The 26,935-nt window shown below is 75.8% G+C and carries 26 protein-coding genes and 1 tRNA gene; 5 read left to right on the top strand and 22 right to left on the bottom strand.

Features of this window, described 5'->3' with window-relative positions:
• Window positions 1-14 precede the first annotated feature (14 nt).
• The 4 genes from HKK73_RS07085 to HKK73_RS07100 form a co-directional block, all read right to left on the bottom strand.
• On the bottom strand, window positions 15-938 hold the full coding sequence (locus HKK73_RS07085; RefSeq protein ID WP_061268544.1) for an ABC transporter substrate-binding protein: 924 nt from the start codon (window positions 936-938) through the stop codon (window positions 15-17).
• Between the two features lie 78 nt (window positions 939-1,016).
• Window positions 1,017-1,748 carry an ABC transporter permease gene (locus HKK73_RS07090; RefSeq protein ID WP_114552913.1) on the bottom strand — a complete coding sequence of 244 codons (732 nt, stop codon included), beginning with the start codon at window positions 1,746-1,748 and terminating at the stop codon, window positions 1,017-1,019.
• On the bottom strand, window positions 1,745-2,386 hold the full coding sequence (locus HKK73_RS07095; protein WP_021482821.1) for an ABC transporter permease: 642 nt from the start codon (window positions 2,384-2,386) through the stop codon (window positions 1,745-1,747). Before HKK73_RS07095 ends, HKK73_RS07090 begins: the two co-directional genes overlap by 4 nt.
• Entirely contained in the window at window positions 2,383-3,216 is an 834-nt protein-coding gene (locus tag HKK73_RS07100; protein ID WP_086151437.1) for an ABC transporter ATP-binding protein, read from the bottom strand. The genes HKK73_RS07095 and HKK73_RS07100 overlap by 4 nt, the downstream gene beginning before the upstream one ends.
• A 230-nt stretch (window positions 3,217-3,446) precedes the next feature.
• Between HKK73_RS07100 and HKK73_RS07105 the strand changes: the two genes are divergently transcribed.
• Window positions 3,447-4,088: a LysE family translocator gene (locus tag HKK73_RS07105; protein WP_171467714.1), complete on the top strand. Its 642-nt coding sequence runs from the start codon at window positions 3,447-3,449 to the stop codon at window positions 4,086-4,088.
• Between the two features lie 86 nt (window positions 4,089-4,174).
• Here the strand turns inward: HKK73_RS07105 and HKK73_RS07110 are convergent.
• The 3 genes from HKK73_RS07110 to HKK73_RS07120 form a co-directional block, all read right to left on the bottom strand.
• Window positions 4,175-4,250, bottom strand: a tRNA-His gene (locus HKK73_RS07110).
• Between the two features lie 92 nt (window positions 4,251-4,342).
• Window positions 4,343-5,056, bottom strand: a complete 714-nt coding sequence (gene orn / locus HKK73_RS07115; protein WP_171467715.1) for an oligoribonuclease — start codon at window positions 5,054-5,056, stop codon at window positions 4,343-4,345.
• A gap of 134 nt (window positions 5,057-5,190) precedes the next feature.
• Window positions 5,191-5,340 carry a hypothetical protein gene (locus HKK73_RS07120; RefSeq protein WP_157837954.1) on the bottom strand — a complete coding sequence of 50 codons (150 nt, stop codon included), beginning with the start codon at window positions 5,338-5,340 and terminating at the stop codon, window positions 5,191-5,193.
• A gap of 226 nt (window positions 5,341-5,566) precedes the next feature.
• On the opposite strand from HKK73_RS07120, the gene HKK73_RS07125 reads away from it, so the two are divergent.
• The 3 genes from HKK73_RS07125 to HKK73_RS07135 are packed head-to-tail and all read left to right on the top strand — an operon-like array spanning window position 5,567 to window position 8,312.
• Window positions 5,567-6,304, top strand: a complete 738-nt coding sequence (locus HKK73_RS07125) for a phosphatase PAP2 family protein (protein ID WP_051028090.1) — start codon at window positions 5,567-5,569, stop codon at window positions 6,302-6,304.
• A gap of 47 nt (window positions 6,305-6,351) precedes the next feature.
• Complete coding sequence (locus tag HKK73_RS07130; RefSeq protein WP_171467716.1) at window positions 6,352-6,975, top strand: helix-turn-helix transcriptional regulator; 624 nt, start codon at window positions 6,352-6,354, stop codon at window positions 6,973-6,975.
• Window positions 6,972-8,312: an MFS transporter gene (locus HKK73_RS07135; RefSeq protein ID WP_171467717.1), complete on the top strand. Its 1,341-nt coding sequence runs from the start codon at window positions 6,972-6,974 to the stop codon at window positions 8,310-8,312. Before HKK73_RS07130 ends, HKK73_RS07135 begins: the two co-directional genes overlap by 4 nt.
• Before the next feature lie 97 nt (window positions 8,313-8,409).
• Here the strand turns inward: HKK73_RS07135 and HKK73_RS07140 are convergent, their stop codons facing one another.
• From HKK73_RS07140 to HKK73_RS07160, 5 genes are all read right to left on the bottom strand, one after another.
• Window positions 8,410-8,976: an energy-coupling factor transporter transmembrane protein EcfT gene (locus tag HKK73_RS07140; protein WP_253705836.1), complete on the bottom strand. Its 567-nt coding sequence runs from the start codon at window positions 8,974-8,976 to the stop codon at window positions 8,410-8,412.
• Between the two features lie 29 nt (window positions 8,977-9,005).
• Window positions 9,006-9,686, bottom strand: a complete 681-nt coding sequence (locus HKK73_RS07145; RefSeq protein ID WP_061268581.1) for an energy-coupling factor ABC transporter ATP-binding protein — start codon at window positions 9,684-9,686, stop codon at window positions 9,006-9,008.
• Window positions 9,687-9,790: 104 nt separating this feature from the next.
• Window positions 9,791-11,002, bottom strand: coding sequence for a thiolase family protein (locus HKK73_RS07150; RefSeq protein ID WP_171467719.1), 1,212 nt, complete (start codon window positions 11,000-11,002; stop codon window positions 9,791-9,793).
• Window positions 10,999-12,396: a class I adenylate-forming enzyme family protein gene (locus HKK73_RS07155; RefSeq protein ID WP_171467720.1), complete on the bottom strand. Its 1,398-nt coding sequence runs from the start codon at window positions 12,394-12,396 to the stop codon at window positions 10,999-11,001. The genes HKK73_RS07150 and HKK73_RS07155 overlap by 4 nt, the downstream gene beginning before the upstream one ends.
• A 20-nt stretch (window positions 12,397-12,416) precedes the next feature.
• Complete coding sequence (locus tag HKK73_RS07160) at window positions 12,417-13,130, bottom strand: biotin transporter BioY (protein WP_137280255.1); 714 nt, start codon at window positions 13,128-13,130, stop codon at window positions 12,417-12,419.
• 338 nt (window positions 13,131-13,468) lie between these two features.
• Here HKK73_RS07160 and HKK73_RS07165 point away from each other — a divergent pair, with 338 nt between their 5' ends.
• Window positions 13,469-13,954, top strand: a complete 486-nt coding sequence (locus tag HKK73_RS07165; RefSeq protein ID WP_371810594.1) for an Hsp20/alpha crystallin family protein — start codon at window positions 13,469-13,471, stop codon at window positions 13,952-13,954.
• Window positions 13,955-13,961: 7 nt separating this feature from the next.
• Here the strand turns inward: HKK73_RS07165 and HKK73_RS07170 are convergent, their stop codons facing one another.
• From HKK73_RS07170 to HKK73_RS07215, 10 genes are all read right to left on the bottom strand, one after another.
• Window positions 13,962-14,921: an FHA domain-containing protein gene (locus HKK73_RS07170; RefSeq protein ID WP_171467721.1), complete on the bottom strand. Its 960-nt coding sequence runs from the start codon at window positions 14,919-14,921 to the stop codon at window positions 13,962-13,964.
• Window positions 14,918-16,201, bottom strand: a complete 1,284-nt coding sequence (locus HKK73_RS07175) for a VWA domain-containing protein (protein ID WP_085388175.1) — start codon at window positions 16,199-16,201, stop codon at window positions 14,918-14,920. The genes HKK73_RS07170 and HKK73_RS07175 overlap by 4 nt, the downstream gene beginning before the upstream one ends.
• A gap of 70 nt (window positions 16,202-16,271) precedes the next feature.
• A complete protein-coding gene (locus HKK73_RS07180) occupies window positions 16,272-17,570 on the bottom strand; it encodes a PP2C family serine/threonine-protein phosphatase (protein ID WP_171467722.1) in 1,299 nt (432 codons plus the stop codon).
• Entirely contained in the window at window positions 17,567-19,918 is a 2,352-nt protein-coding gene (locus HKK73_RS07185) for a serine/threonine-protein kinase (RefSeq protein WP_171467723.1), read from the bottom strand. Before HKK73_RS07185 ends, HKK73_RS07180 begins: the two co-directional genes overlap by 4 nt.
• Entirely contained in the window at window positions 19,915-21,021 is a 1,107-nt protein-coding gene (locus HKK73_RS07190; protein ID WP_144680220.1) for a hypothetical protein, read from the bottom strand. The genes HKK73_RS07185 and HKK73_RS07190 overlap by 4 nt, the downstream gene beginning before the upstream one ends.
• Window positions 21,018-22,058 (bottom strand): glutamate ABC transporter substrate-binding protein, encoded by a 1,041-nt coding sequence (locus HKK73_RS07195; protein WP_232423049.1) that lies wholly within the window; start codon window positions 22,056-22,058, stop codon window positions 21,018-21,020. The genes HKK73_RS07190 and HKK73_RS07195 overlap by 4 nt, the downstream gene beginning before the upstream one ends.
• Window positions 22,055-23,413, bottom strand: coding sequence for a hypothetical protein (locus HKK73_RS07200; RefSeq protein ID WP_171467724.1), 1,359 nt, complete (start codon window positions 23,411-23,413; stop codon window positions 22,055-22,057). The genes HKK73_RS07195 and HKK73_RS07200 overlap by 4 nt, the downstream gene beginning before the upstream one ends.
• Window positions 23,410-25,098: an AAA family ATPase gene (locus HKK73_RS07205; RefSeq protein WP_171467725.1), complete on the bottom strand. Its 1,689-nt coding sequence runs from the start codon at window positions 25,096-25,098 to the stop codon at window positions 23,410-23,412. The genes HKK73_RS07200 and HKK73_RS07205 overlap by 4 nt, the downstream gene beginning before the upstream one ends.
• Window positions 25,095-25,661 carry a hypothetical protein gene (locus HKK73_RS07210; protein WP_171467726.1) on the bottom strand — a complete coding sequence of 189 codons (567 nt, stop codon included), beginning with the start codon at window positions 25,659-25,661 and terminating at the stop codon, window positions 25,095-25,097. The genes HKK73_RS07205 and HKK73_RS07210 overlap by 4 nt, the downstream gene beginning before the upstream one ends.
• Window positions 25,662-25,714: 53 nt before the next feature.
• Entirely contained in the window at window positions 25,715-26,932 is a 1,218-nt protein-coding gene (locus HKK73_RS07215) for a toxic anion resistance protein (protein ID WP_021482025.1), read from the bottom strand.
• Window positions 26,933-26,935: the final 3 nt, after the last annotated feature.

A 26,935-nucleotide genomic window follows, 5' to 3' on the forward strand; every position in this document is an offset into this window, starting at 1 on the left:
CCGTTGTCGTGCGGTCAGGCGAGGCCGTTCTCCGACAGCCAGTCCGCGGCGATGTCCTCGGGCGAACGCTGGTCGACCGTGGACTCCACGTTGAGGGCGACGAGGCCCTCGGGGGTGAGCGCCTCGCTCACCGGGTTGATGACGTCCGCGATCTCGTCGGCGATGTCCGCGTTGACCAGCGGCACGACGTTCGAGGCGAGGAACAGGCCCTCCGGGTCCTCGAGCGTGACGAGCTTCTCCGTCTGGATGCGCGGGTCCGCGCTGAACACGTTGGCGATGTTCACGGTCCCGGCGACGAGGTCCTGGACGGTCGTGTCGCCCGTCGCGACGAACGACACGTCGACCCCGTAGACGTCCTTGAGCCCCTGCGGGCCGTAGGGGCGCTGCTCGAGCTCCGCAGGGCCGCCGAGCGTGAGCGGCACGTCGAGGCCGGCGAGGTCGGACAGGCTCGTGAGGTCGTTCTCCGTGGCGAACGCCTCGGTGACGTTGTAGGAGTCCTGGTCCGTGGCGGTCGACTGGTCGAGGACCGTGAGGCCGTCGGGCAGGGCCTCCTGGAGCGCCGCGTACACGTCGTCGGGCGACGTCGCCGTGGTCTCCGGGTCGAAGAACTGCAGCAGGTTGCCCGTGTACTCCGGGAAGAGCTGCACCTCGCCGCTCTCCAGCGCCGGCATGTACGCGTCGCGCTGGCCGATCGAGAAGTTGCGCTCGACCGTGAAGCCCTCCGCTTCGAGCGCCTGCGCGTAGATCTCCGCGATGATCTCGTTCGAGTAGTAGGCCTGCGAGCCGACGACGATCGTGTCGGACGAGGCGCTGCCGCCGCCGTCGGAGCTCGTGGTGTCCTCGGCGAGCGGGTCGGACCCGCCGCCGCAGGCGGTGAGGGCGAGGACGGCAGTCGCCGCGGTGGCGACGAGGGCGGCGGTGCGTCGGGTGGTGCGCATGTGTCTGCCTTTCTGAGGGCCGTCCCGAGGACCGGGAGGGATCGGTTCGACGCGTGCGGCGGGGGAGCGCCGTCCGCGTCAGGCGGTGGTGGGTTCGGGGGCGCGGCGGCGCCGCCGGGACGGGGAGTCCTCCGCGGACCGGCCCGCCGTGACGCCGCGCGGCACGACGAGCCGTTGGAGGATCGCGAACAGCGCGTCGAGCACGACGGCCAGCACCACGATGACGAGGGCCGCACCGAGGATCTGGGAGAAGTCGCGGATCTGGATGCCCTGCACGATGTAGAAGCCGAGTCCCCAGTTGCCGACGTAGCCGGCGAGCGTCACGGTGGCGACGACCTGGAGCGTCGCGGACCGCAGCCCGCCGATGAGCAGCGGGAGCCCGAGCGGCACCTCGGCCTGGAACAGCACCTGGCGACCGGTCATACCGACGGACCGGGCGCCGTCGACCACGCGCCGCTCGACGGCCTCGATACCGGCGTACGCCCCCGCGAGGATGGGCGGGATCGCGAGGAGCACGAACGCCGTGACCGACGCGGCGACCTTGTGCGTCACCCCGAGCACGAGCACGAGCAGCAGGACGAGCCCGAACGAGGGCACGGCGCGCGCCGCGCCCGAGAGGGCGACCGCGACCTCCCGCCCGCGCCCGGTGTGGCCGATCGCCCAGCCCGCGGGGATCGCGATCGCCGCGGCGATCAGGACCGCCACGAACGTGAACGCGAGGTGGGTCCAGATCGCCTCGGGCAGCGGGAGCGCGCCCGTGAGCCGGTCGGGGGAGAAGATCCAGGCGACCGCGTCGGAGAAGACGTTCATGCGCGCACCTTCCGGGACCAGGGCATGACCGCTCGTCCGGCGAGCACGAGCAGCAGGTCGACGAGCAGGGCGATGACGACGACCGCGACGACGCCGGCAAGGATCTCGGGGACGATCTGTCGCTGGTAGCCGTTGGTGAAGAGATAGCCGAGGTTGTCGATCCCGATGAGGATGCCGACCGTCGCGAGCGAGATGGTCGAGACGGCCGTGACGCGCAGCCCGGCGAGCACGACCGGGCCGGCGAGCGGGAGGTCCACCTGCCAGAAGCGCCGCCACGGCCCGTACCCGACCGCGAGGGCCGCCTGCCGGACCGTCGGGTCGACCGACGCCAGGGCGTCGGCGACGAACCGCGTCATGATCGCCACCGCGTAGATCGTCAGCGCGACGACCAGGTTGACCTCGGACAGGAAGCTGATGCCGAGGAGCGGCGGGAGCAGCGCGAAGAGCGCGAGCGACGGGATCGTGTAGAGCAGGCCGACGAGCGTGAGCACGAGGCCCCGCGTGAGGCGGAACCGGAACGCGAGCCAGCCCAGCGGGATCGAGACGACGAACCCCAGCACGATCGGCACGACGCACTGGCGCAGGTGCTCGACGGTCAGTCGGCCGATGAGGTCGAGGTTGTCCAGGACCCAGGTCATGCGCCGTCCTCGGGGGCGTCGCCGACGAGCACGCCCTGGGTCCGTCCCGCGCCGTCGACGAGGACCGTGCCGTGGTCCGTCCGCTTCGTGCGCAGCGCACGACGGCCGCGCTCGGCACCGATGAAGCTCGCGACGAACTCGCTCGCGGGGTTCTCGAGGATCTCGCTCGGGGACCCGATCTGCGCGATCTGCGCCCCCTTCTCGAGGATCACGACCTGGTCGCCGAGCAGGAAGGCCTCGTCGACGTCGTGCGTGACGAAGACGACCGTCTTCTCCAGCTCCCGCTGCAGCCGGATGGTCTCCGTCTGGAGCTCGGCCCGCACGATCGGGTCCACCGCGCCGAACGGCTCGTCCATGAGCAGGATGTTCGGGTCCGCGGCGAGCGCGCGAGCGACGCCCACGCGCTGCTGCTGGCCCCCCGAGAGCTGGCTCGGGTAGCGGTCCGCAAGCCCCCGGTCGAGGCCGACCGTGTCGAGGAGCTCGAGGGCGCGCTCGCGCGCCTGCCTCCGGGGAGTGCCCTCCAGGCGCAGGACCGTCGTCACGTTGTCGACGACCTTGTAGTGGGGGAGCAGCCCGCCGTTCTGCAGGACGTACCCGATGCTGCGCCGCAGCTTCACCGGGTCGCGGTCGAGGACGGAGCTGCCGTCGATCTCGATCGTGCCCGACGTGGGCTCGACCATCCGGTTGATCATGCGCAGGAGCGTCGTCTTGCCGCTCCCGGACGAGCCGACGAGCACCGTCGTGCGGTGCGGCGGGATGACGAGGTCGAAGTCGGCGACCGCCGCCGTGCCGTCGGGGTACGTCTTCGTGACCGATCGGAACTCGATCATGGGGCGCTGCCTCCCGACAGTCGGTGAACGGCCTCCACCCAACCACGACCGCGGTTCGGCTCGTCAAGCGCGATGCCGCGCGTCTCCCAGACCGTACGACGAACCACCGACACGCCGCACCCGGACCGCGCGGGCGGCCTCCGCACGGGTGCGGCGGCCGCCGCGGTGCGTCCGGCGGGCCGCGCGGATTCGTCCGTGACGTGCGTCACGCCGCGTCCTATCGTGGCGGTGTGCCGCACCTCGACGCCCTCCTCGCCTTCGCGCTCGCCTCCCTCGTGCTCGTCGCGATCCCGGGCCCGAGCGTGCTCTTCGTCGTCGGCCGCTCGCTCACGCTGGGCCACCGCGGCGGCGTGCTCAGCGTGCTCGGCAACGAGCTGGGCGCGCTCACGCTCGTGGTCGCGGTGGCGCTCGGGGTCGGGACGGTCGTCGCGACGTCGGTCGCGATCTTCACGGTCGTCAAGCTCGTCGGGGCCGCCTACCTCGTGTGGCTCGGCGTCCAGGCGATCCGTCACCGGCGCGACGGGGCCGTCACCGTCGGCGCCGCCCCCGTCCGCGAGCCCTGGTGGCGCGTGGTGCGGCAGGGCTACGTCGTCGGGGTGACCAACCCCAAGACGATCGTGTTCTTCGTCGCGGTGCTGCCGCAGTTCACCGACTTCCACGCGGGCCGCGTGCCCGCGCAGATGATGGTGCTCGGACTCGTCTTCACCGTCATCGCGTTCGTGTGCGACAGCGTCTGGGCGCTGGCGGCGGGCGCGGCCCGCTCGTGGTTCGCGTCGTCGCCCCGACAGCTCGGCGCGGTGCGGGCCGCGGGCGGCGGGATGATGGTCGGCCTCGGCGGCGTCCTCGCCGTCGCGTCGCACCGCGCGCCCTGAGCGGCCCGGAGCGCGCCGACGGAGGGCTCGTCGGGCCCGGGACGCGACGAGGGCCGGTCTCCGTCAGGAGGCCGGCCCTCGCCGTCTGGGGTGAGTAACGGGACTTGAACCCGCGACCCCCTGGACCACAACCAGGTGCTCTACCAGCTGAGCTATACCCACCATGTGAGCCGTGCTCACGGACCGGCGCCTGGAGCACCGGCCGTCGAAAAGTGTACCCGGTCTGCGGGGTGCTCCCGGACGCCTTTCTCGCGTCAGGCCTCCGTGGCCCCTGTGACGGTCGCCACGGCGGCGTCGTCGGCGGTCGTGGCGGCGCTCTCGCCGGGCTCGTGCGGCCGCGTGCGTCCCCGGGTCACGCTCGTCGCGACGACCTGCTCCGCGATCTTGCGGGCGGTCGCCGAGTCCGGGCCCGGCGCAGGGACGAAGACGGCGGCGCGGTAGTAGCGCAGCTCGTCGATGCTCTCGAGGATGTCGGCGAGCGCGCGGTGCCCGCCGTGCTTCTCGGGCGAGGAGAAGTACGCGCGCGGGTACCAGCGGCGGGAGAGCTCCTTGACGGAGGAGACGTCGACGATCCGGTAGTGCAGGTGGCTCATGAGGGCCGGCATGTCGCGGTCGAGGAACGCCTTGTCGGTCCCGACGGAGTTCCCGGCGAGGGGCGCCTTCCCGGGCTCCGGCACCCAGGTGCGGACGTAGTCCAGGACGCGCTGCTCGGCCTCGGCCAGCGTCAGGCCCTCGTCGAGCTCGTCGAGGAGACCGGAGGTCGTGTGCATCTGGCGCACGAAGTCGCCCATCTGCTCGAGCGCCTCGGCCGGCGGGCGGACCAGGACGTCGACGCCGTCACCGAGCACGTTGAGCTCGGAGTCGGTGACGACCGCGGCGACCTCGACGAGGGCGTCGGCGCCCAGGTCGAGCCCGGTCATCTCGCAGTCGATCCAGACGATGCGTTCGTTCGCGTTCACAGGGCTCACGCCCACAGCCTAGTCGCGCACGACGAAGGCCCCGGCGGTCCGGTCCACGGAGGGTCCGGACGGCCGAGGCCTTCGACGGGTCGCGCTCTCGCCCGGCGGGGTGTGCCCCCGGCGTGACGAGCGCTCGGTGCGCGTCATGCGGTGCGGCGCGACAGGCGGGCCTGCCGGGTGTGCGCCGGGACGCGGGTCGTGGTGCGGCGCAGCTGCGACCGGCGCAGGGTCTGCTCCTGCAGCTGCTCGCGACGGCTGAGGGCCGCCACGTCGTACGTGATCAAGGGATGCATGGTGCTGTCCTCGTGACGCTGGGTTCGTGGGTCTGGCCGGACCCTCCACCGCCCGGTACGGACCGGACGGACGCCACCGCGGTGTGTGCTCATACGACCACGGAGGCCTCCGGAGATGCACGGGTTTTTCGTCGGGGACCGCCGGGGGGACCACCCGGGGGTCCGTCGGGGTCCTCCGGGACCGCGCCGCCCTGCGTCGTCGGCCCGCGTTCCGTAGCCTCCGGGGATGGGAGCGACGACGAGCGGGTCGAAGGAGGGCACGTCGCCGCGGGCGGTGCTCGTGAGCGTCTGGCCGGGGGTGCTCCTGGTCCTGGTCGGCGTCCTGGGCTTCGCCGGACTGCTGGACTCGGTCCGGGAGCGGGACGACCTCTGGCGGTTCGACGAGCCGCTGCTGGCCTGGATGGTCGCGCACCGGACTCCCGTCGCGACGGGGGTGCTGACGGTCGTGACGAACGTGTTCGGCCCGTTCGTGCTGCCCGTCCTCGTGGCGGTGGGGTGCATCGTGTGGGCCCGGCGCTCGGGGACGTGGTGGGAGCCCGGTCTGCTCGCCGGGGCGATGGTGCTCGCGACCCTCGTCTCGAGCGTGCTCAAGGCCGTGATCGCGCGCCCGCGCCCCCCGGACGTCTCGATGGTCGTGGCCGGGGTGGAGCGGTCGTTCTCGTTCCCGTCGGGCCACACGATCGGCGCGGCGACGCTCGTGCTCGTCGGGGGCTACCTCGTGTGGCACCGCCACCGCGACGCGCGCGTGCTCACGGTCTGGGTCGTGGCGTCGGTGCTCGTCGTCGGGACCGTGGCGCTGAGCCGCCTCTACCTCGGGTACCACTTCCTCACGGACGTCCTCGCCGGGCTCTGCCTGGCCGTGGCCGTGCTCGGCGTCGTGGTCGCGGTCAGCCGGGTGCACGACCTCTGGGCACGGCCGGAGACACCGCCGCGACCCGTCGAGGCGGCACCCGACGATGCTTAGAAAAGAACTCTTGCGCAAGATAGCTTTCGTGACGTAGCGTCGTCGCCATGACGACCGCTGCCGACCGCCCTGGACCGGGTGCCTCCGAGAGCACGACCCCGCCGGAGCCGGTCGTCGCGACCGACCCGGCGAGCATCCGCGCCCTCGCGCACCCTCTGCGCCTGCGGATCCTCTCGCTGCTCGACGACGAGGGCGAGGTCACGGCGACGCGCTGCGCCGAGGTCACGGGCGAGTCCGTCGCGAGCTGCTCGTTCCACCTGCGCATGCTCGCGAAGTACGGCTACGTCGAGGCCGCCGAGCGGCGCGGCAAGGAGCGCCCCTGGCGGACGGTCGGGCGCGGCCGCCAGACCCGGTTCGACCCCGACGTGCCCGAGTCGCTGCCCGCGGCGAGCGCCGTGGCGGACCTCGTGCTCGGCCAGGAGGCGGCGCGCGTGCGGGCGTGGCTCGCCGGTGCCGCGGCGGAGGACCCGCGGTGGCTGCTCGCCTCCACGCTCAGCTCGTCGTCGTTCTACGCGACGCGCGAGGAGCTCGACGCGCTCGCGCGCGAGGTCGAGGCGCTCACCGACCGCTTCGCCGGGCGCTGGGAGGACCCGGCGCTGCGCCCCGAGGGCGCGCGACCGGCGCGGCTGTTCGCCGTCGTCAACGCCGACCCGCCCCCGGACCCCCGGTGACTGCGCCGTCCGAGCCGGCGGCCACGGACCAGGCCGCGGCACCGATGTCGACCGCAGCGCCGACGTCGACCGCCGCGCCGACGGCGACCGCGGGGGCGGCTACCGCGGCGTCCGCGCCGCGGCGCGAGAGCACGACGCCGGGAGCCGACGCACGCGCGGCGCTCCGCGGGCGCCCCTTCCGCCTGCTCTCCGTCGCGTGGGGCTTCACCAACTTCGCGGACTCGGTGCTCGCGATCATCCTCGCCGTGTGGGTCAAGGACCTCACGGGATCGAACGATGCGGCCGGGCTCGTGTTCGCCGCGCTGGGCCTGCCCGCCCTCGCGTCGCCGTTCCTCGGCCAGCTCGCCGACCGGGTGTCCCGCCGCCGGATGCTCGTCGCGACGTACCTCGTCGGCGCGGTCGTCCTCCTCGCCCTCCTCCTCGTCCGCGGGCCGGGGCAGGTGTGGCTCGTGCTCCTCGTCACCGTCGTGTACTCGGGGGTCGGGTTCGCGACGTCCGCGGCGCAGTCCGGGCTCGTGCGCGACATGCTGCCCGACGACGCGCTCGCCGCCGCGAACGGCCGCCTCACGACGATCGACCAGGTGTTCCGGCTGCTCATGCCCGTCGTGGGCGCGGGTGCGTACTCCCTCGCGGGCGTGTGGCCGCTCGTCCTGACCGCGTCGGGTGCGTTCGTCGTCGCGGCCGGGGTGGTCGCGCGCGTGCGGGTGCGCGAGACCCCGCCGGCCGACGAGCGCGAGCCGTACCTCGCCGAGGTGACCGCGGGCTTCCGGCACCTCGCGGGGACGGCGCCGCTCGGCGTGCTCACGGTCGCGCTCGTCGTCGCGTTCGGCGCGGTGGGGCTGCTCAACGCGGTGAGCCTCGCGATCGTCGAGGACGGCCTCGGGCTCCCGGCCGCGCTCCTCGGGCCGGTGTCGTCCGTCCAGGCCGTGACCGCGATCGTGGCCGGCCTCACCGCCGCCCGGCTCGTGGCCCGGTGGGGGGCGCAGCGCCTCGTCGCGCTGGGCCTGGTCGTGCTCGCGCTCGGCATCGTCCCGGCGACCGGCACGAGCGTGGTGGCGGTCGTCGTCGGGCTCGGCGGCGTCGGCCTCGGCGTCACGTGGGCGATCGTCGGGTTCGTCACCGAGCGCCAGCTCCGCACGCCGCCCGCGCTCCAGGGCCGGGTGGCCGCGGCGAGCACCATGCTGCTCAACGTGCCCCAGCTCCTGCTCACCGTGGTGGGGGCCGCGCTCGTCGGGGTCGTGGACTACCGGGCGCTGCTCGTCGTGACCGTCGCGGGCATCGCTGTCGCCGCGGCGCTCGCCCTGCGCGGGCCCCGCGCCGTCGTCGGCGCACGCTAGCGCTGCGGACCGGCGGGCACAGCGGCGGGGCACAGCGGCGGGGCACGTCGGCAGGGCACGGCACCGGTCCTACCGGCGAGATGACAGGCGGACGGCCTCAGTCGTCGAGGCCGCGGGCGCGCAGCGCGTCGCCGAGCGCGTCCGCCTGGCGCAGGGCGCCCACGACGAGCGGGACGGCGAAGGCCCGGACGTCGTGCTCCCGCCCGCGCGCGCGGCACGCGTCCCGCACGCGCTGCGCGAGCGCCGCGACCACCGGGACGGAGCGCACGGCGAGCGAGAGGACGAGTGCGACCCGGCCGACGTCGACCCCTACCCGACCGAGCGGGCGCAGCCCGCGCTCGATCGCCGCGAGCACCGCGGCCGTGCGGGTCGTGAGCAGCACGAGGCCCGCGAGCGCGACGAGCGCCACGAGGCGGGTCGTGAGGACCGCCGCGGCGGCGGGACCGAGCGCGAACCACTGCACCGCCAGGAGCACCGGCACGACGAGCCGCAGCGGCCGGACCTGCTCCCACGCCGCGCGGGCGCCCACGCCCGCTACCGCGTAGAGCGCCGCGACCACGACGACCACGACCCCCACCGCGACCGGCGACGACACGAGCAGCACCGCGCCCGACGCCGCCGCGAGACCGACGAGCTTCGCCCCGGCCGGGAGGCGGTGCAGCACCGAGGTCCCCGGCCGGTAGCCGCCCGCCGTCACCCCGGCCCCGCGTCGACCAGGCGGCGGTAGTGCGCGACGGCCGGGCCCGGCGCGTCGTCCGCGACGACCCGCCCGCCGTCGACCACGAGCACGCGGTCCATCGCGTCCATGAGCGCGAGGTCGTGCGAGACGAGCACGACCTGCTGGGGGAGGGACGCGAGCTCGGCGGCGACGCGGCGCGTGTTGCGCAGGTCGAGGAGCGTGGTTGGCTCGTCGGCCACGACGAGGCGCGGTCCCGCCGCGAGCACGGAGGTGAGCGCGAGGAGCTGCTTCTGGCCGCCCGAGAGCAGGTGCGCGGGATGGTCCGCGTGCTCGGCCAGGCCGCGTGCGGCGAGGGCGCGCCGCACGACCGCGGCGCGCTCGTCCGCGGGGACGCCGCGCAACGAGTACGCGACGTCCTCCGCCACGGTCGGCATGACGATCTGCGCGTCCGGGTCGGTGAAGACGAACCCCACCCGCCGCCGCACCGCCGCGCCCTGGCGGCGCGTGTCGAGACCGTCGACGAGCACGCGCCCTGCGGTGGGCACGACGAGCCCGTTGAGCAGGCGGGCCAGGGTGCTCTTGCCCGAGCCGTTCGCCCCGACCACGCCGACCCGGCGCTCGCGCAGCTCGAGGCTCACGCCGCGCAGGACGTCGCGCTCGCCGAGCCGCACGTGCACGTCCTCGAGCCGCACCACGCAGCCCGCCGCACCGTCCTGCGGCGGGAGCTCGGGCGCGGGTGCCGCGGCCTCGGCCGGGCGGTCCCGGCGTCGCCCCCGCACGGCGCGCGCCGCCCACGCGATCACCGCGCCACCTCCACGAGCACCGCGACGCCCTGGCCGCCGCCGACGGCCGCCGTCGCGAGCCCGAGCGTCCCGGCCCGCGCGCCCCCGCGCACGAGCCGGGAGAACAGCCGGACCACGGACACCGCGCCGCTCGCGCCCCAGGGGTGGCCCAGCGCGAGCGCGCCGCCGTCGGCGCACACGCGCGCGTCGTCCGCCGGGTCGCCCAGCGGGTCGAGGCCGAGCGCGTCGGTGACCGCGAGCACCTGGGCCGCGAACGCCTCGACGACCTCGACCGCCGCGACGTCGTCGAGCCGCGCGCCGGCGCGGTCGAGCACCGCGCGCACCGCGGGCACCGGGCCCCACCCGGGCAGCGCCGGGTCGCAGCCCACGGTGGCCGACGCGACGACCCGCAGCCCCGCGAGCCCCCGGTCGCGGCGCACCGCCTCGGGGACGACCGCCACGACCGCGGCGCCGTCGCTCACCGGGCTCGACGTCGCCGCCGTGACCGTCCCGCCGGGGGTGAACGCGGGGGAGAGGCGCGCGACGACGGCCGGGTCGAGGCGGCGCGCGCGCTCGTCGCGCTCCAGGGCACGGCCCAGCGGGCCGACGCGCACGGTCTCGGCGGCGAACCGGCCGACGTCGTGCGCTGCACGGGCGCGCGCGTGGCTGCGCACCGCGTACGCCTCCTGGCGCTCGCGGGTCACGCCGCGGCGCCGCGCGAGCTCGTCGGCGGCGGCGCCCATCCCCGGGTCCGCCCACGGCACGGGCGCGAACGCCGCGCGCGCGTAAGGGACGTCGCCCCACGGCGTGCGGTGGGCCCGCGCGGGGGAGCGCGTCGCGCTCTCGGTGCCGCCCGCGAGGACGAGCGCCGCCTCGCCCGCGCGGACCTGCTGCGCCGCGACGAGCACGGCCGCGAGGCCCGACGCGCACTGCCGGTCGACGGTGAGCCCCGGCACGCCGACGCCCGCTCCCGCGGCGAGCGCCGCGACGCGCGCGACGTCCCCGCCGGGGCCCGTGCAGCACCCGAGCACGACGTCCGCGACGCCGCCGTCGACGCCGTGCGCCCGCGCGTCGTCGAGGGTCGCGCGCAGCGCCGCGGCCGCGAGGTCCACCTCGGTGAGCTCCCGGTGCCCGTGGCCCGCGGTGCCGATCCACGTGCGGCGCGCGGCGACCAGGACGGGTGTCGCGTCCGTCGTGCCGTGCGTCGACGTGCTCGGGTGCCGGGTCACCGCAGCGGCTCCAGGCCCGACCGCGCGAGGTCCGTCCCGCCGAGGGCCTCGCTCACCGCGCCGCGCGCGGGCTTGCCCGACGGCGTCCGTGGCAGCGCGCGCGTGCCGTACCAGCGCCGCGGTCGCTGGGCCGGCGCGAGCGCCGCGCGGGCGACCCGCTCGAGGTGCGCACGCAGCCCCGACCGGTCGTCGCACTCCACGACGGCGGTCACGACGGCCCCGAGGCGCCGGTGCGCCGTGCCGAGCACGACGACGTCGCGCACCCCGGGCACGGCCCGCAGCACGACCTCGACGTCCTCGGGCACGACCGTCGAGCCGCCCGAGAGGATCGCGCCGTCGCCCCGGCCGCGCAGCACGAGCGGCTCCGGGCCCGGGTCGGCGAGGTCCCCGACGGTGTGCCACGCGCCGTCGCGCCGCAGCGGCCCCGTGGCGCGCGCGAGGTAGCCGCGCGACACCCACGGCGAGCGGACCCACACCTCGCCGACGCTCGCCGACGGCAGGGGGCGCACCGCCAGGTCCACGCCGGGGAACGCGCGCAGCCCCGACCCGTCGGGGTCGTAGGCGACGAACGACAGCTCGACGGCGCCGTAGTACGCGAGCACGTCGACGCCGAGGCCCCGCGCCCGCTCCCGCGCCCCGGGCGCGAGCGACGCCCCGCCGACGACCGCGTGCCGCAGTCGGGACGGCGCGCCCGCGGCGACGGCGTCGAGCACGTCGTCGAGGACCTGCGGCACGAGGTGCACGACGTCGCTCGTCGCGAGCGCCGCCGTCGTCGCGGCCGGGGTGCGCGTGAGGACGGCGCACGCCCCGACGGCGAGTGCGTGCACGGCGGCGAAGCAGTACAGCGACGACGCGAGCGGGCCGGGGACGAGGACGGTGTCCGTGGCTCGCAGCCCGAGGAGCCGCGTGACCGCGTCGAACGACCCCGCCCACGACGCGCGCGTGCGCACGACCGCGCGCGGGCGGCCGGTGCTCCCGGACGAGAACCCGGCCCACGCGAGGTCGTCGGGACCGGGGACGTGCGGTGGCGTCGGCTCCGCGCCGTCGGCGGTGCCGGTCCCGCGCGGCAGCGGCACCTCGACGAACGTGCGCGGCGCGAGCGTGCGCAGCACCTCGGCGCGGTGGGCGCGCGGCCAGGCGGCGTCGCACACGAGCGGCGTCGCGCCCAGGTGGTCGACGGCCAGCACCGCCGTGAGCAGGTCGAGCGGGTCCGGCAGCGACACGGCGACGAGGTCGCCCGGTCGCGTGCCCGACGCGCGCAGGTGCGTCGCGCCCACGCGCACGTCCGCGGCGAGCGCGGCGTAGGTGCGCGACCGCTCGGGCGTGCGCAGGGCGGGACGGTCGCGCGCCGCCGGGTCGGCGGCGTGCGTCAGGACCTGGTGGGCGACGGGCACGCGGACACTCTCGCAGGTGTTCAGGAGACGGGGCGGCCGTCGGCCGCGGCACGGTCGCCGCGGCCGGTGCGCCCGACCGGACGGGCCGCGGGGTAGGCCCGCACGACGCCCACCGTGATCGCGGCGGCGGCGAGCGCCTTGAGCAGGTCGCCGGGCAGGAACGCGAGCGAGAGCTGCGCGGTCGTGGGCAGCGGCACGCCCGTGACGAGCGCCTGCACCGGGATGCCGACGGCGTAGACGACCGCGATCCCGCCGACGACGCACGCGACGAGCACGGGCGCGAACGTGACGCGCCGGAGCCGGTCGACGAGCAGGCCGACGACGGCCGCGCCGGCGAGGAACCCGACGAGGTAGCCCGCGGACGGCCCGACGAACGCCCCGAGCCCGCCGCGCCCGCCCGCGAGGACGGGGAGCCCGGCCGCGGCGAGCGCGAGGAACGTCGCCACGGCGAGCGAGCCGCTCCACGCGCCGAGGATCGCCCCCGCGAGCATGACGCCGAGCGTCTGGAGCGTCACGGGCACCGCGTTGCCGAACAGCGCGATCGAGCCGGGCAGACCGAGCGCGGCCAGGAGCGCGGCGAACGTCGCGACCCGCGCGGCGTCGCCGGCGTCGAGCGCGAACCGGCCGCGGCGACGGTCGGGCACGTCCCGCGGTGCGGCGCGCAGCACCTCCGGGGCGGTGGGCGCCGTGGCGGGCGGGGTGGCGGCGGGCGTCTCCGTGCGGGCGTCGGTCATCGCGGGCTCCCTGCTGTCGGTGGTCGGGCGTGTCCACTCTGGCCGGGACGGCGGTCGTCGGGCGACGGCGCTCGCGACCACCTCCGCGGCCCGCCGTGCACGGATCGCACAAGGCGTTGGAGGGATCCTCCAACCGCGCCGGGGCGCGGGCGCGGGGTCGGTGTGGGAGCCGCACAACCCGGCCTGTCCGGCCGGGCGACACGGCGCGTCGCACCTCTTGGCACTCGCGGGGGGAGAGTGCTAAAACAGGAGCTGTAGCCGCCCGCGGGGTGCCTGCCTCGCGGGAGCACCGACCGGTCCCGGACCGTCCGGGACCGAGCGACGAGGAGGTGAGAGGTGTGGCTGCGATGATCGACCCCTTCACGAGCACCTTCGACGCGATGGACCGTCTGGTCGGCCAGCTCGCGTCCGGCGCCCGCGCGACCGCGGCCTCGGCGGCCTCGGGCGGCATGCCGCTCGACCTGTTCCGCGCCGGGGACCACTACGTGCTGACGATGGACCTCCCGGGCGTCGACCCGGGCACGATCGACGTGTCCGTCGAGGACCGCACGCTGACCATCCGCGCCGAGCGCAGCCCGCGGACCGACCCGGACGTCCAGTGGCTCGCCCGCGAGCGGCCGTCCGGCACGTACGCGCGCCAGCTCACGGTGGGGCGCGGCCTGGCGCTCGACAAGATCACGGCGTCGTACGAGGACGGCGTGCTGACGCTGACGATCCCGGTGGCCGAGGAGGCCCGGCCCCGCCGGATCGAGGTTGCGCACCGCGCGGGCGGCGCGGCGACCCAGATCACGGCCGAGGCCGAGCCTCAGACGTCGGAGGGCTGAGCCGGGCTCACGCCTCGCCCGGGAGCGCCTTGCGGACGACGAGGCGCGTCCACGCCCCGAGGTACACGCGGTCCCCGTCGGCCAGCTCGCGTCGCTGGCCGGCGGGGATCGGGTCCGTCGGGAGCGGTTCGCCCGCGGGGCTCACGTAGGTGCCGTTCGAGGACTGCAGGTCCTCGACCCACCAGCGCTGGCCGTCCGCGCTGAGCTGGCAGTGCCGTCGCGAGACGCCGGTGTCCGCGCCGCAGTCGACCTGCGGGTGGATGCCGCGCGAGACCGAGGGGCGCCCCACGAGCACGCTGCGCTCGCGCAGCACGACGAGCCCCGGCAGGCCCGCCGACGGCATGGGGTCCTCGGGCTGCTGGGCCGCGTACCAGTCCGGGTCGATCCAGATCTCGACGACCCACTGGTCCGGCCCGGGCACGGGCGGCGTCGGCAGGTGCGCGCCCGACGGCGCGGGGCCGGCCGGATCGTCGGGCTGCGCACCCGCGGCGGTCCCGGCGGCCGGCGTCGACGCCGGAGCCTCGAGCGGTGCGGAGGCGCCCGGCGGCGGGGTGGCCGCGGACGCCGGCGACGCGGCCGGAGCGGGGAGCGGGGGCGGCGTCGCGCCCGACGCGAGGCCCGCCTGCGGTGCGGCCGGGGCAGCGGCGGGTGCGGCCGGGGTGGCCGGCGTGGGGCGCGACGGCGGGTCGAGCGAGAGCGCCGACGCAGGCTCCACCGGGTCGGGCAGGGCGCCGGTGGTGAAGTCGTAGCCGCAGTTCTCGCAGAACAGCGCACCGGCCGGAGCCGGCGAGCCGCAGTTCGGGCACTCGAGCGCCTGCGCCGGTGCGGAGGCCGCGCCCGGAGCAGGGGACGACGCGCCCGTCGCGAGCGTCGCGGGTGCCGACGCCGCGGCGATGGGCTCGCCGCACACGTCGCAGTAGTCGGTCGACTCCGAGGGGTGCCCGTTGGGGCAGACGACGGCGCTCACCGACGCACCCGCGTCGTCTTCGTCGAGGCGGTGTCGAGCGCCATCTCGTCGAGCGTCGAGGTGTTGCGCTTGAGCCGCACGGTGCCGTGCTCCTCGTCGTCGATCTCGACGACCTTGCGCAGCCGCGACGTCGCCTCCTCGTTCCCGGTCTGCTGCGCGAGCTGGACGGCGCGGCCGAGCTTGACGGTCGCCGTCGCCTCGTCGCCCGACGCCTTGGCCGCGAGGCCCTCCTGGATCGCCGCGGCGAGCTCGGTCTGGCCGGTGTAGTGCGCGACCTCGGGGTTGATGCGCGTGGTGAGCGACTCGTCGTCGGACCACTTCGCCTTGACCAGGCCCGAGGACACGACCTCGCCGTTCACGGCGAGCTGGACGCGCGCCGCGAGCTGCTCGGAGCCGACGGGCTTCGAGGCCACGCGCACCGCGACGTGGTAGTCGCGCGACTCGTCGCCCCACGACCCGGTGGGGTAGGCGCCCGTGAGCGGGTTGACCTCGGCCCGGCGGTGCGTGAGGTCCTCGACGGTCGGGGCGACCTGGCGCACGAACAGCACCTGCGAGCCCTGCGGGGCCCACACGCGCAGGTCGGCCGCGGCGACGCCGCGCGCCATCGACGTCTGCATGAGCTTCTCGAAGTCGGCGGCGATCTCGTTCGGGTCCGCGATGAGGTCCACCGTGCCGAGCAGCGCGGTCGAGATCTCGCGCAGTTCGTCGACCTGCCAGCGCGAGCCGACGCCGCGCGCGTCGCACTGGAAGTGGCCCGTGACGTCCCGCACCGCGGCTGAGAGGTTGGCGCGGGGCTCGGACTCGTTCTTGCCGTCGGTGAGCAGGATCGCGTGCCGCTGCGTCGCCTGCGGCACCGTCGCGAAGAGCTGGTCCGCGAGACGCAGCCACGTGCTCATCGCCGTGCCGCCGCCGGGCGTGAGCATCGAGATCGCGCGCTTCGCCTCGGCGCGCGCGCCCGGCTCCATCTGCACCATGGCCATGCGGGCGTTCGGGTAGGGGAACGCACGGTTCGCGACGTGGCTGCCGCCGACGATCGCGAACCACGTGCCGTCGAGGATCTGGTCGACCGCGACCTGGGCCGCGTGCTTCGCGGCCTCGATGTTGCGCCCCGACATCGACCCCGACGTGTCGACCATGATGATCTCGGCCACCCCGCCCGCGCCGCCGGCGCTCCCCGCGCTCCCGGCGCCGCGGCACGTCACGGTGACGATCGCGTGGACGTCCGTCGCGCCCTCGGACAGGAACTCGTTCTGGTAGACCTCGGCGGCGAACTCGGCCATGGGGGCTCCTTCGGTGGTGCGGGTGTTCGTGCAGGCTATCGGGTCGTCGGGGCCCGACGCGCGGTGCGCGTCAGGCCGTGGCGGGGTCCGCCGGGGGCGGCGGCGGGGTCGCGGACGACGCCCGGGAGAACCGGGCGAGCGTCGCCGTGATGTTGTCCCGGCCGCCCTGGGCGTTCGCCCAGTCGACGAGCGCGCCCGCGAGCACCTGCGGGTCGTCGCCGACGCGGTCCTGCGTGCTGCGCACGAGGGCCGCCAGGTCGGCCGCGGGGGAGCAGTAGTTCCACAGGCCGTCCGAGCACACGAGCAGCCAGCCGTCGCGGTCGGGCAGGGTCGCGGCCGTGCGGGCCACCGGGTCGGGGGCGTCGGGGCCGAGCCAGCGCGTGATCGCGTGCGCCTGCGGCGACGTCTCCGCCTGGGCGCGCGGCACGCCCTGCGCGATCATCTCCTGCGCCCACGAGTCGTCCACGCTGAGCTGGTGCGCGTCGCCGTCGTCCGGGATCCAGTAGGCGCGCGAGTCGCCGACCCAGCCCGCCACGACGAGCGGCCCGTCGACGACGGCCGCGACGAACGTGCACGACGGCGGGTTCTCGCGGTCGGCCATCGTGCCCACGGTCGCGAGGATCGCGTCCTGCGCCGCGCGCGACGCGTCGCCGAGGAGCGCGGACCACGCGCCCATGCGCGCCGAGGCCTCGCCGGTCACGGGGTCGGGCCCGTCGGGCGCGCCCGCCGCGAGCACGTCGCGCGCGGCGCGCGCCGCGGCGAGGCTCGCGACGTCCGAGTCGGGGGCGGAGGACACGCCGTCGCACACGACGAGCGCCGCGAACGCCCGCTCGGCGGTCGCGGACGGACTCGCCGCCAGGGCCATCGCGTCCTCGTTGCGCGAGTGCCGCACGCCGCGGTCGCACACGCCCGCGACCCAGCTCGCGGGCCGCTCGGCCCAGTGGTCGCGCTCCGACGCCGCGGGCTCGCCGCACTCGGTGCAGTACCCGTCCTCGGCGACCCGGCCGCCGCAGCGCACGCAGGGGCGCGCGCCGCTCTCGGTGCCGTCGCCGTCGGTCTCGGCGAAGGCTCCGCCGGTCGGCTCGGTGGTCCCGGCGGCGGTCCCGTCGTCGGACCCGGGCCCGCCGTCCCCGGTCCCGGCTGCTGCGGGGTCCGTCGCGGCGTCGGTCGCGAGGTCCGCGGCAGCTCCGGTCCCGGCGTCCGGGCCCGTCGCCGTCGGGAGCGGGGCGAGCGGGGTGCCGCACGCCTCGCAGAACCGGGCGCCCTCGGGCGACGGCTCCCCGCACGCCGGGCACGCGAGCACGCCGCTCGGCTCCGCGACCGTGCCGCCGGGCACCGGTGCGGGCGCGGGCGCCGGGGAGTCGCTCATCGGATCGTCCACCGGCGCACCTCGTTCGCGTGGTCCACGAGCGTGATGCGCTCGTCCCGCGAGTCGGTGAGCGACGCGAGCTCGCGGTACGCGCCCTCGAGCGCGTCGCGCAGCGCGGGCTCGTCGGCGGGCACGCCCGCGATGCGCGTGGTCGGCTCCGGGCCGGAGGTGGTCACGGTGTCGAGCGCGGAGCGCAGGACGCCCACCGCGAGCTCGGCCCGCTCGCGCGGCGCGATCGCGACGGTCGAGACGCTCGCCATGGCGTCGGCGAGCGCGGGCAGCCCGCGGCCCGAGGCGGCGAGCAGGTGCGCTCGGAGCGTGCGGGACTCGACGTACGACCCGCGCGTCGGGCCGACGAGGTCGAGCGCGTGCAGCGCGCCGTCGAGGTCGCCGCGCGCCTCGCGCACGCGCATGAGCCCGAACGCGGCCGGCGCGGTGTAGTTCGCGTCGGTGCGCGCGCAGATCACGTAGAGCGACTCGGCGATGTCGGGCTCGCCGCTCAGCTCGCAGGCCGCGGCGAGCGCGAGCTTGGGCGCGAGCTCGCCCGGCACCTGCCCGTACACGGCGTTGAACGACGCGCGCGCCGCGACCGGGTCGCCCTGCGCGAGCTCGCCGAGGCCGCCGATCCACGCGGCGCGCCACTCCCACGGGTCGTCCGCGAGGATGGTCGCGATCGTGTCGCGCAGCACGTCGAACCGCTCCGCCTCGATCGCGGCGCGCGCCCGGGCGAGGCGCACCTCGACCGTGTCCTCGGGCGCGTCGGCGAGCGCGGCGAGGCGCGCGTCCGGGTCCACGACGTTGACCCCGGCGAGCCAGCTCGCCATGGGGTCGTGGTCGTCGCGCCGCAGCGTCGGCAGCTCGTCCCAGGCGAGCGGGCGGGACGCGACGTCCGCGACCGGCGCCTCGAACAGGACCGAGGCCGCGGAGTGCAGCGCCGGGTTGCCCGGGCCGGCGTCCGCCGCCACGACCTCGCGCAGGACGCCGAGGAGCTGGGTGCGCATCTCGTCCGCGGTCGCGAACCGGTCGGCCGGGTCGAGCGCGCACGCCTTGGCGAGGAGGCGGTAGAACGAGTCGTACTGCTGGAACACCGGGGTGTCCGCGACGGGCGGGAGCGACGCGACGTACGTCGTCGTGTTCCCGCGGAAGTCGAGGACGAGCGTCGCGAGGGTGCGGCCGATCGTGTAGATGTCGGACGCGACCGACGGCCCGACCTCCGCGACCTCGGGCGCCTGGTAGCCGACGGTGCCGAAGATCGCGGACGTGAGGTCGTCGGTGCGGCGCACGCCGCCGAGGTCGATGAGCTTCACGCCGTCGCCCTGCTGGATGACGTTCTCCGGCTTGAAGTCGCAGAACAGCAGGTTGTGGTCGTGCAGGTACGCGAACGCGGGCAGGATCGCTAGTACGTAGGCGAGGGCCTGGTCCACGGGCATCGGGTCGATGACGCCGTTGTTGTCCTCCCGGCGCTGCTGGAGGATCTCCTTGAGCGACTCGCCGCCGACGTACTCCATGACGGTGTAGCCGGCGCCGTCGTGCATCGCGAAGTTGTAGATCTCGACGATGAGCGGGTGCTCGACCTCCGCGAGGAACTGGCGCTCCGAGATCGCCGCCGCGTAGGCGTCGGGGTCGCCGGAGTTGAGCAGGCCCTTGAGCACGACCCACCGGCCGGACACGTTCTGGTCGCGCGCGAGGTAGATCCAGCCGAGGCCTCCGTGAGCGAGGCAGCCCACGACCTCGTACTGCCCGCCCACGAGGTCGCCCGGCTTCAGCTGCGGCGTGAAGTCGAAGCGGTTGCCGCAGTGGGGGCAGAACCCGGAGGTGCGGCCGGGCTGCCCGTCGCGCCCGCGGCCCACCTTCTCGCCGCACGCGGGGCAGAAGCGCTTGCGCTCGGCGACCTCGGGCACGGCCATGACGGACTGCAGCGGGTCCCGGACGGGCACCGACGGGACCGTCGTGAGGCCCGCGCCGAGGCCACGGCCGCGCAGGCGCGTCGAGGACGTCCCGACGCGGCGGGTCGCCTTGGAGCCGGTCGCGGCGGTGCGCGCGGAGCCGAGCGCGGTCGACGCGAGGCGGCTCGAGCTCGTGCGGCCGGTGCGCGTGGAGCGCTCGGCGTCGGGGTCGCCCGCCCCGGCGGTGCCCGGGCGGCCCTGCACGAACCCGGTGCCGAGCATGGCGGACGGCGAGGCGGCGGCCGCGCTCCCGGGCGCGGGCACGCCGGTGGTGCCGCTCGCGGCGGGCGTCGGCGTGGTGCCGGAGCCGCCCGCGGGCGCGCCGCAGACGTTGCAGTAGCCGTCCTCGATGGTGCCCGGGCAGCCGGGCTCCGAGCACGGGACGGTCGCGGTGGTCGTCACGACGACGCTCCTTCCGGGGTGGGCAGGTCGCGGGTGAGGAACTGGTACTGCTCGACGAGGAACCGCGCGAGCGTCACGTCGCACGGCGTCGTCTCGACGGCCTCGCGCGCCTCGGCGAGGCCCGAGCGCACCGTGGGGGACGCCGAGCGGCCGTTCGCGTCGGCCCGCGCGGCGAGCCGCTCCAGGCTGTACCGCAGCTCGGCGCGGGCACGCAGGGGACGGGTGTAGGCGTCCTCGACGGTCTCGACGGCGCGGGCCACGGTCGCGAGCCGGGCCGCGTAGGCGTCGAGCTCGAACCGCGAGTCGGGCACGGGGCCGAGGCGCGAGACGTCGGGGACGGCGAGCCGCGGCGGGTGCGCGATCTCGCGGCGGCAGCGCGCGACGAGCTCGCGCAGCGCGGGCTCGCGCGCCTCGAGCGCGGCGCGCTGCTCCTCGGTGCGGGCGCGGTCGCGGCGCAGCTCGCGACGCTGCGCGGACGCGACGATGAGGTCGCGCTCGGCGCGCGCGACCTCGGTCTCGAGCTCCGCCAGCGGGCCCGACACGTCGGCGCCGCGCGCGGCCTGCGCGACGAGATGGTCGAGGCGCCCGCGGAGGGTCTCGACGCGCCCGCGCGCGTCGGCGTCCGCGCCGGCGAGGTCCTCGCAGCGCACGAGCTCGGCGCGCACGCCGCGCAGCCGCGCCACCTGGTCGGCCGTGTGCGGGTCGAAGGACAGACGCGTGCGCAGCTGCACGACGAGCGCGTCGCACAGCTTGACCGCCTCGACGAGCGAGACGAGCGCGGCGCCCGAGCCCGAGTCGAGCCGGCCCCACAGGAGCTGGGAGATCTTCTCGCGCGCGACGGCGTCGGCCCGGCCCGAGTCCCACACGGGCCGGATCTCGTCGGCGCGCGAGCGGATCGCCTGCCACAGCGACAGCGCGAGCACGAGGTCGGCGGTGTAGGCGTCGGGCGTCGCGGCGGCCTGCGCGGCGGCGTCGAGCCGGTCGAGCTCGGTGCGGCGCTCGTCGAGCCAGGTCTCGAGCGCGCCGAGGTACGCCAGGAGGTCGGCGGCGGGGATCGCCTCGCCGAGCCGTCCCGGCGCCTCGGGTGCGGGGGAGCGCGTCACGGCGTGCGGCCGTACACCGCGGCCGGCGGGGTCGGGGCCGGGCCGAGGCCGCCGAGCCACTCGCCGTAGATCGCGGCCCAGCGCCCGTCGGCCTTCATCTGCTCCAGCACGCCGTTGACGAACCGCACCATGTCGACGTTCTGCGCCGGGATGCCGATGCCGTAGGGCTCGTCGCTGATCGCCTCGCCGACGACCTTCGCGTACGGGTCCTGGGCCGCGAAGCCCGCGAGGATCGTGTCGTCACCCGTGATCGCGTCGACCTTGCCCTGCTGGAACAGCACGAGGCACTGCGTGTGCGTGGTCGCCGGGACGGGCTCGATGCCGGAGAACTGCTCGAGGCGCGTGAGCGTCGTCGTGCCCTCGGGCGCGCACACGCGCTGTCCCTCGAGGTCCGCGATCCCGTTCGCGGTCGAGTCGCGCGTGACGAGCACCTTCTGCCCCGCGTGGTAGTACTCCGCGGAGAACGCGATGGACTCCCAGCGCTCGCAGTTGATGGTGAACGCGCGCGCGACGAGGTCGACCTCGCCGTTCTCGAGCACCTCGAGCCGCTGCCCCGACGTGATGACGCGGAACTGCAGCCGGTCGGGGTCGCCGAAGATCGCGCGCGACACCTCGTGCAGCACGTCGATGTCGAAGCCCTCGATCTGGCCGGACAGCGGGTTCCGCGCGCCCATGAGCAGCGTGTCCGCCGAGACGCCGACGACGAGCGTGCCGCGGTCGCGGATCGCGGCCATGGTGCTGCCGCCGGGCAGGGCGTCCGGGCCGGGCAGCGCGCCCTCGGGCGCGTACGAGGCGAGCGGGTCGGTGCACTCGGCGGGTGCGGCGGGCGCCGCGGGGGACTCCGCGGCCGACTCGTCCTGCGGGGTGGTCGTCAGGCGCAGGTCCTCCGCGCCGGACGGCCCGGAGCACGCGCCGAGCGTCAGCAGCGCGACGAGCGCCGAGGCCAGCCCGGTCGTGACGACGCCGGCGCGGCGCGCGCGCGTGCCGGTGCGGCGGGTCCCGGCGGGCCGGGCGTGGGGGGCGGGCGTCGTGGTCACCGGTACTCCTCCAGTCGTGCCGTCACGCCGCGCCACGCGAGCAGCGCCGCGACGAGCCCTGCCGCGAGCAGCAGCCAGCCCGCGACGGTGGCCGTCGTCGCCGCGCCGTCGAGGCGGTCGCTCGTGGCGGCGGCGTGGGTCTCGATGTCGTCGCGCGCCGCGGCCGAGAACGCGTCGAACGCGGCGTTGGGGCTCTCGGGGTCGGTCGCGGTCGCGAGGGCGACCGCGTCGTCCCACTGGCCCGCGTCGTCGAGCGCGCGGATCTCGGCGTGCCGCGCGACCCAGGCGTCCAGCGCCTGCGCCGTCGTCCCGTCGAGGTTGCCCTCGGCCGCCGCGGTGTCGAGGCGTGCCGCCGCGTCGTCCGTGGCCGCGACGAACGACTCCTCGTACGTCTGGCCCGAGCCGCGCTTGATGAGCGTGAACGCCTCCATGGACTTCGCGTCGTTCGCGAGCGAGTACGCCTGCGACGCGGCGAGCGTCGCGGCGTACGGGCCGGTCCGCACGTCGTGCGCGCGGGCGCTCGCCTGGGAGAGCAGGACCGTCGAGACGACGCCCACGACGAGCAGCACGGCCGTGGCGACGGCGAGCCCCACGTTGAGCACGCGGTGCGTGCGCCGCGCGAGCCAGACCTGGCTCGCGAGAAGGACGACGAGGGCCAGCAGGCCGGCCGCGAGCACCCACAGCGCGTTGCGCACGCCCGAGAAGTCCGCGGCGACGCGGTCGGCGTCGTCGAGCACGACCTCGTCGAGCGCGGGGAGCATCTGCTCGCGCAGGATCGTCGAGGCCTGGTCGAGGTACGCGGACCCGACGGGGAAGCCCTGCCGGTTGGTGGCGCGCGCCTGCTCGACGAGGCCCGTGTAGACCGTGAGGTCGGCGGCCACCTGGCCCAGCAGCGCCGCGTCCGCCTCGTTGCTGCCCGAGAGCGTGGCGAGGCGGTTCGCGGCCTGGTCGACGAGCTCGTCGTACCGCGCGCGCTGGTCGGCGGGCTCGAGGCCCCCGACGAGGAACGCCCCGGTCGCGGTCGCGTCCGCGGCGACGAGCGCGTTGCGGACCTCCTGGACCCCGACGAGCTGGGCCGCGTCCTCGCTCGCCGCGGCGAGCGCGCGCGACTGGAGGTTGCCGGCCTGGAACCCGAGGACGCCGAGCGCGAGCGCGGCGACCACGCACAGCGCCATGACGAGGCGCAGCTTGCCGGGCGTCCGTCGCAGCGCGCCGCGCGCGCGGGACACGGCGGCGCTCTGCGACCCCTGCGGGACGACGGCGCCCCCGCCCGGGGCGGTCAGGGCACCGCCCGGCGCGGGTCCGCCGGCCGGGACGATCTGCTGGCCCGCCGGGCGGACCGGGGTGGTCGTCATGCGTTCTCCTCGGCGCTGGAGGGTGCGGTGTCTGGTGCGTCGTCGGTGCCGTCGGTGCCGTCGATGGTCTCGGTGGCAGAGGGCTCGGCCGGCGCGTCCTCGGGTGCGGGCGGCTCGAGCGTCGCGAGGAGCGCGGGAGCGCCCTCGCCGTCCACGAGGTCGACGGGCAGGAGCAGGCGCAGCTCGTCGATCGTCGGGGCGTCGACGTCCTTGAGCCGCCACGCGTGGCGCGCGATCGCGGCGTCGAGCACGTTGCGGGCCCAGCGCGCGTTGCCGAACCCCTCGGTGCGCGGCTGCGCCGCGGCGAGCCGGGCGAAGACGTCGAGCGCCTCGGGGGTCGGCTCGAAGTCCGCCCGGGAGGCCATGCTCGCGAAGATGTCGCGCAGCTCGGCGTCGGCGTAGTCCTCGAACGTGATGGTCGTGGAGAACCGCGACTCGAGGCCGGGGTTCGTCGCGAGGAAGTCGGCCATCGGGCCGGGGTAGCCGGCGACGATGACCACGAGCTCGTCGCGGTGGTCCTCCATGTCCTTGACGAGGGTGTTGATCGCCTCGGCGCCGTACTGGTCCTCCGCGAGCCCGTACGCCTCGTCGACGAACAGGACGCCGCCGAGCGCGGTCGCGACCACCTCCGACGTCTTCACGGCCGTCTGCCCGAGGTAGCCCGCGACGAGCTCCGAGCGGTCCACCTCGACGAGGTGGCCCTTCTCGAGCAGCCCGAGCGCGCGGTAGATGCCCGCGACGAGCCGCGCGACCGTCGTCTTGCCCGTGCCCGGGTTGCCGAGGAACACGAGATGGCGCGTGAGCGTCGGGCGGGTCAGGCCCGCCTCGGTGCGCAGCTTCTCGACGCGCAGCAGCTCGGTCTGGCGGTGGATCTCGTCCTTGACGCGCGTGAGGCCCGTGAGCGCGTCGAGCTCGGAGAGCAGCTCCTCGATCGAGCGCGCGGGCTCCTCCGCGACCGCCGCCTCGCCGGCGGTCTCGGTGGCCGTCTCCGCGCTCCCGGCGGTCGCGTCCGCCGTCGTGCCCGACGCCGGGGCGTGCGTCGTGCCGGACGGCGCGCTCCCGGGCCCGCTCCCGCGCGCCCCGAGCGCGTCGAGGATCGACGCGACGGACGGCACTTCGGGGGCCGGGCGGCGCAGCGCGTCGAGCGAGCCCTGCGCGGCGAGCAGGTCGCCGAGGTCGAACGGATCTGCCCCGCCCGTCGTGCGGGGCGCGGCGAGCGGGCCGCCCGCGGCGGGCGTCGGGCCTGATGGCGCGTGGGTCGCAGCGGGGGCGGCCACCGGGCCGGCTCCGGCCTGCTGGACGGCGGCCGTCGCGGCGGCGGCCCCGGCGACGTGCGGGCCGGGGGAGCCGAGGCGCGCGGCCGCGCGGGCGACGTCGGCGAGCGCCTGCCCGTACGCGGTCGCGTGCTTCGAGCGCGCCGCCCCGAGGGCGGCGAGGACGTCGGTCGGGGACGTGCGCCAGCGCCGGGCGCTCGACGCCGCGGTGAAGAACGCGCCCGTGGCCGCCGGGTCGTGGCCGAGCGCGGCGAGCCACGCCGCCGGGGCGCCGGGGGAGGACTCGGCGACGGCCGCGGCGAGGCGCGCGCCCTCGTCGCGGGCGGCCTCCTCGTCGACGCCCGCGGCGCGCGCGGCGGCGTCCAGCGCGTCGAGCGCTGCCGCGAGGGTCGGGGTGTCCGGGGTGGTCACGGTGCCTCCAGTCGTCCGGGCTCCGACGGCGGACCCGGCTGCGGCGTGCCCCGGCCCGCGCCGGGGTCGAGCGCGATCGACGAGTCGCGGAACTTCTCCGCGAGGAACGCGCCGTGCGCGACGAGGGCCGCGGCGTCGGCCCGGGAGACGGCGTCGGAGATCTTGTCGAGCGTCACGCCGAGCAGGTCGAGCTGGTCGCACAGCAGCATGAGCGACGTCTTGCCCTGCGCGACGACCCGCCGGTCGGCGAAGTCGCGCGGCAGGCGCAGGTAGGCGCCGACGGCCTCGGGCAGGTAGCTCGTCGCCGTCGCGACGACCGTGTGCGCCTGCTGCGACCCGCCACCGAGGCGGTCGAGGCGCGGGACCATCTCCTCGACCGTGCCGGTGATGCGGTGCACGCGCGCCGTCACGGCGGGCGGCACGCGCCCCTCGATCTGCTGCTCGACCCGCTCGACCGACGCGATGATGTCGGTCGACGTGGGCGGGGCCGGCAGCTCGTGCTCGGGCTCGGGCGCGGAGGACCGGCCGCCGAGGCGGCCGATCACGTCGGAGAACCAGCCCATCTAGCTCGGGGTCCGATCTGTGGTGCGGGGAGGGGTGGTCGGGGGACGGCGCGTCACAGCCGGCCGATGTCGAGCGAGCCGCTGCCCGCCTGCGACTGGTCGGAACGGCGCGCGCGGTCCAGGTACTCGTTCGCCTTGGTCGTCTCGGTCTCCAGGACGCCGATGGTCTGGGCCATGGAGTCGAGCGCCTGCGTCTTGAACGTCGAGATCGAGTCGAGCGTGGCGTAGATGTTCGCGAACGCCTGCTGGAGCTGCGGGAGCCCGACGGTCGCGCTCGCGGCCTGCTGCTGGATGCTCGCCGACTGGTCCGCCAGCATCTTCGAGGTCGACGCGATCATGTTCGACGTCGTCGTGTTGAGCGCCGTGATCTGGTCGAGCACGAGCTTCTGGTTCGCGAGTGCCTGCGCCACGATGACGGCGGTGCGCAGCGCCGAGATCGTCGTGGTCGTCGCGCGGTCGACGCCCTTGATGAGCTCGAGGTTGTTCTTCATGATAATGTCCATCGCGAGGTAGCCCTGGATGGACACCGCGAGCTGCGTGAGCAGGTCCTGGTGCTTCTGGCGCACGTAGAACAGCACGTCCTCGCGCAGCGCCTGGGCCCGCTCCGGGTCGCTCGCCTCGATCTCCGCGATCTTCGTGGACAGCTCGGTGTCGAGGCGCTCGGCGATGAAGATGTACTGGTTGAGCCGCGCCATCGTGTCCCAGAGGTTCTGCTTCTCCAGGTTGAGCGCCGCGTTGTCCTTGCGGAGCTCGTCCTGGCCGTTGTACAGCGACTGGACGATCGCGTTGAGCTGCTTCTGCGAGCTCTCGTAGCGGCGGAAGTAGTCCTGGAGCTTCCCGCCGAACGGGATGAGGCCCAGGAACTTCTTGCCGACGCTCGCCTCGCTCGGGTCGAGGTCCTCCACGGTGCGGCGCAGCTCGAGCAGCGACTTGCTCACCTTCGAGCTGTCGGACACACCGCCCTCGCGCAGCTCCTTGACCGGCATCTCCAGCATGCGGTTGGAGACGTCGGCCGCGGCGCGGATGTCCTTGTCGCCCATCTTGCGGACGTCGTCCGCCTTCGCGCCGAACTCGGGGGAGCGGGTGTCCGTGGTCAGGAGCTGGTCGAGGTAGGACGACACCTTCGACTCGAGACCCGGGATGGCCGCCTCGTCGATGCGCGGCGCGAGCGCCGGTGCCTGGGTCGCCGCGACGGGCTTGACGGGCTCCGGGGCGCTGAGCGTGAGCGTCTCCGTCGGGGCGGGGGGCTGGAGCGGTGCTGCCTCGGTCATGTC

Source organism: Cellulosimicrobium sp. 72-3 (assembly GCF_013127315.1).
Classification (GTDB): Bacteria; Actinomycetota; Actinomycetes; order Actinomycetales; family Cellulomonadaceae; genus Cellulosimicrobium; species Cellulosimicrobium funkei.